We start from the raw sequence: 3,820 nt of genomic DNA, 5'->3' as shown, positions 1-3,820 counted from the left end.
AAATAAAAGATGTCTTTAACAATTTTTTTCCATTAAATAATAGACTTAACATAATAGGGAGTCTGTTTTTAAACAAATTAAAAGTCCACTACAATTACCATCAAAAGAAACTAGAAGACTATCTATTCCTTGGATCAATATCTTATTTAAGAATAAAGGGCTTAAATTTAAAAAACAAGCTACCCAAAAAAATTAATGTCTCAGTATCACGTGGCAATTTTTCTATATTACCACAAAATTTAAAGTTCACATCCTTTACAATTAACACCCTAAAATCAAAAATAAAATTAAATTATCTGAAATTAATGGGTAACGTAGAAAGTCCTAAGTCAGTAAAAATGGAATTTTCAGGAGACATATCTAAGGAAGCTCAAGAAATCTTAAAAAAAATTAACCCCTATATAAAATTCATAAAAACAAATAAAAGCCTTCACTTAAGGCAAATGAAATTTAATATGACCAGCCAGGATATAAAGGTCAATGGAGATATGATATTAAACGGGATTTTTACTAACTTACAGGTAGAAAAAAATCCTCACAAATTTTCTTCTGAGATTAGTTTAAGCTACAATGCTACAAAATGTAGCATTCAATTTAACAAACAAAAGGAAAAAATCTTTATTAATTTCAGAGGAAAATTAACACACAATGCAGTAGATAGACTACTTGTAAAAAATCCTTATTTAAAAGATAAAATCGCTGGTAATTTTAGTTTAAATTTTTCTTTAAATCCATTTTACATTATAAATTCCAATGGTTTCATAAATATAAATGACATGATCATTAATCCTGATTTAGGGTTATCAATAAACCAACTCAGTGCGAATTCCACCAATAATGTTATTTTAATTAAAAAATCTCTAATTTCTTTATTTAAGGACAAGATAAACTTATATGGGAAGATACATTTAATAAAGGGACGCAATAACATAAATATAAGACTAGAATCTCATACATTACATCTTGACCCTTTAATTAATAAATTTAGCAAAAAACAGCCCACTAACTCAAATGTAAAATTAACAGGAACTGTTTACTTTAATATTAAAAACACTTTTTATAAAAAGGGTGTTATCAGAGATATAGATGGGAAAATACTAATTAACAATGGTTTTAAAGAATTAAGGATATACAAAGGTTTTTTGTGTGCATTACCAATAAAAGCTGTTTTAAAAAAGGATAAAAAGACAAAAAAGCTAGACATAAAGATAAACTCACTAAATTTTCTCATCCAAGATACGTTACAATGCCTTGTATCTGGCCAAAAGAAATTGATTACTGGAACTTCAAAAATAAAGATAACTCTCCATGCAAATCTAAATGATAATCCTATTAAAACCCTTAATGGAGATTTTTTCTTTGAATCAAAGGAAGGTAAGATCTTTAAACTTACATTAATATCCCAGATCCTGAGTATTATAAATTCAACAGAAATATTTTTTGGCAAAATCCCGGACCTGGGAAAAGTGGGTTTTAAGTATACAGACCTGCAGGCAACAGGTACCATTAAAGACGGATGTCTAATATTTAGAAAATCTTACCTAAACGCTACTAATATGGAGCTCGCATTTCATGGAAAGATTAACTTAAATACTAAAGAGGTAAATTTAATTGTCCTATTTGCCCCTTTAAAGACCATTGATAGATTCGTGAAAAAAATTCCTATCCTACGATATATAACTGGCGGAAATTTGTTGGTAATTCCCTTTCAGGCCAAGGGCACAATTGACAATCCAATAATAATTCCCTTATCTCCTAAGGCTGTTGGGTCTGAAGCCCTAAAAATCTTAAAGAACACCATAAAATTGCCATTTACCATATTTCAGCCAATTCGACCTCATAAAATAAATGGAAAATAAGGAACTTTTATGGAGAAAAATTTTCATTCTCTTCCCAAAAATGCCAAATGTACAAGATGTAAAAAACAGGCTATTTTGAGGCTTCCATCCCATAATGCAAAATTTTGTAGAGAGTGTTTTATCCATTTTTTTGAAACTGCAGTTATAAGGGCAATGAAAAAAATAAAAGTCCCCAAAGATACTCCCATTATGGTGGCTGTATCTGGAGGAAAGGATTCCTTGGTCCTTTGGGATATTTTAAATCGACTTGGATACAAGACTAAGGGCATACACATAGACCTTGGAATAGATGAGTTTTCACAAAAGTCCATTGAGGCCATTGAAAAATTTGCTAAACAGAGGAACCTGGAGTGGATCAAATATGATTTAAAAGATTTTGTTGGTCATGGCATGGTTGAAATACACAAAAAAATTAGAAGAAAAATATGCTCTTTTTGTGGCAAATTAAAAAGACAACTTCTAGATATAGCAACTGTAGCAGAAGGTTTTAAGGTAGTGGCCACAGGCCACAACTTAGACGATGAAGCTGGCCGTCTTCTGGGAAATTTACTTGGAAAGCGTCTTCAATATGTAAAAAAAACTTACCCATATTTACCTTCGCCCCACCCCAAAATACCAGCCAAGATAAAACCAATATATCGACTGGAAATAAAAGAGATCTTGATTTATGCAGAACTAAACTCAATACAACCTGTTGAGATTGACTGTCCCCTGTCTAAAGGGGCAACTTCAAGAAAATTTAAAATGGCACTTGATCTCCTAGAAGACCAAATGCCAGGCATAAAGAGGAATTTTCTATTTAGTTATATTGAAGACAACAAGCCAATAGATACGTTTGAAAATTACAATGAATGCAAAATTTGCGGCTACCCCACATACTTAGAGTTATGCAATCTATGTAACATTAAAAAACAACTTAGCTCATGAAACAGGCATCTGAGATTATCTTAGACATAATTGATAAAAAAGGAGGTAGAGAAAAATTTGCCCTAATTCGTCTCTGGAAGAATTGGGAAAAGGTCTTGGGTAAAGACTTAGCACAACTTGCAAGGCCTATTGGAACCAAAGGAAAAACAGTGATAATAGGGGTAGAAGACAGCATACTTATGCAAGAACTTACCTTTTATTCTCCAGATATTTTAAAAAAAATTAATCAATTTCTAGGAAACGAATTATTTGACAAAATCACATATAAATTGTTAGAAGACAAAGCTCCTCTTGACTCTATTGTTTTAGAGAAAAAAGAAAAACAGGGGAAAAATAAGATCAAAATTCCAGATATTGTTGGATATTTAAGGGAAAGTATTTCCCCAAAAAGCCCAGTATATAAGGCCTATATAAAATATTTAGAATGCATTGAGAAAATAAAAAACCTTAAGGAGGAGTCCCATAATGAGTGAGGAAATTACCCTGGAGTCCTTGGAACTAAAAAAGCCATTGGAAAAAATGACTGCAAAAGAGCTCAGGCAGCTTGCAATGGAAAAGATTCCCCAAATTGTTGGGGCATCAGGTATGCAAAAAGAAGAACTTTTGTCAAAGATCAAAGAAGTACTTGGTATTGAAGAAGAAGGAGCTGTTTCTCCATACAAAGAACAAATTTCAGAGTTAAAAAGAGAAATAAAAAGACTCAGACAGGCAAAATTAGAAATACCAAGAAAAAACAGAAAGGAAAGGGATAAGATTAGAAAACAAATTAAGAAACTTAGAAGAAAAACTAGAATTTTAGCCAGTGCCAGTTAAAAAATACTTGACAGGTGAAATAAAAATCTATATGGTCTTTTTCTCGTTGATTGGGGGATCGTCTAGTGGCAGGACGCTGGGTTCTGGCCCCAGTAGCCGGGGTTCGAATCCCTGTCCCCCAGTTAAGTTCTCAAAAAAGTCCCCATCGTCTAGCTCGGTCTAGGACACCGGCCTTTCACGCCGGCGACAGGGGTTCAAATCCCCTTGGGGACGTTAAATAA

At 32.5% G+C, this 3,820-nt stretch carries 4 protein-coding genes and 2 tRNA genes; all 6 read left to right on the top strand.

The features are described 5' to 3' along the window. Nucleotides 1-1,859 (top strand): hypothetical protein (locus ACY2V1_RS08415; RefSeq protein ID WP_461834353.1); only part of this gene is annotated, 1,859 nt, incomplete at its 5' end. 9 nt (nt 1,860-1,868) lie between these two features. Next, the gene (locus ACY2V1_RS08410; RefSeq protein WP_461834352.1) at nt 1,869-2,786 is read left to right on the top strand and encodes a PP-loop family protein; all 918 of its coding nucleotides are present in this window, start codon (nt 1,869-1,871) and stop codon (nt 2,784-2,786) included. After that, nucleotides 2,783-3,259 carry a DciA family protein gene (locus ACY2V1_RS08405; protein ID WP_461834351.1) on the top strand — a complete coding sequence of 159 codons (477 nt, stop codon included), beginning with the start codon at nt 2,783-2,785 and terminating at the stop codon, nt 3,257-3,259. The genes ACY2V1_RS08410 and ACY2V1_RS08405 overlap by 4 nt, the downstream gene beginning before the upstream one ends. Further along, a complete protein-coding gene (locus ACY2V1_RS08400; RefSeq protein ID WP_461834350.1) occupies nt 3,252-3,599 on the top strand; it encodes a hypothetical protein in 348 nt (115 codons plus the stop codon). Before ACY2V1_RS08405 ends, ACY2V1_RS08400 begins: the two co-directional genes overlap by 8 nt. 51 nt (nt 3,600-3,650) lie before the next feature. After that, a tRNA-Gln gene (locus tag ACY2V1_RS08395) sits at nt 3,651-3,721 on the top strand. A 16-nt stretch (nt 3,722-3,737) separates the two neighbouring features. After that, a tRNA-Glu gene (locus tag ACY2V1_RS08390) sits at nt 3,738-3,812 on the top strand. Nucleotides 3,813-3,820 lie beyond the last annotated feature (8 nt).

Source organism: Desulfothermus sp. (assembly GCF_053993635.1).
Note: the sequence above shows the minus strand (reverse complement) of the source record. Positions and strands in the feature narration are given on the sequence as shown.

Bases quoted from the DNA above. Each gene is read 5' to 3' on its own strand.
- ACY2V1_RS08400 (WP_461834350.1), top strand. From the start codon at position 3,252: ATGAGTGAGGAAATTACCCTGGAGTCCTTGGAACTAAAAAAGCCATTG.
- ACY2V1_RS08405 (WP_461834351.1), top strand. From the start codon at position 2,783: ATGAAACAGGCATCTGAGATTATCTTAGACATAATTGATAAAAAAGGA.
- ACY2V1_RS08410 (WP_461834352.1), top strand. From the start codon at position 1,869: ATGGAGAAAAATTTTCATTCTCTTCCCAAAAATGCCAAATGTACAAGA.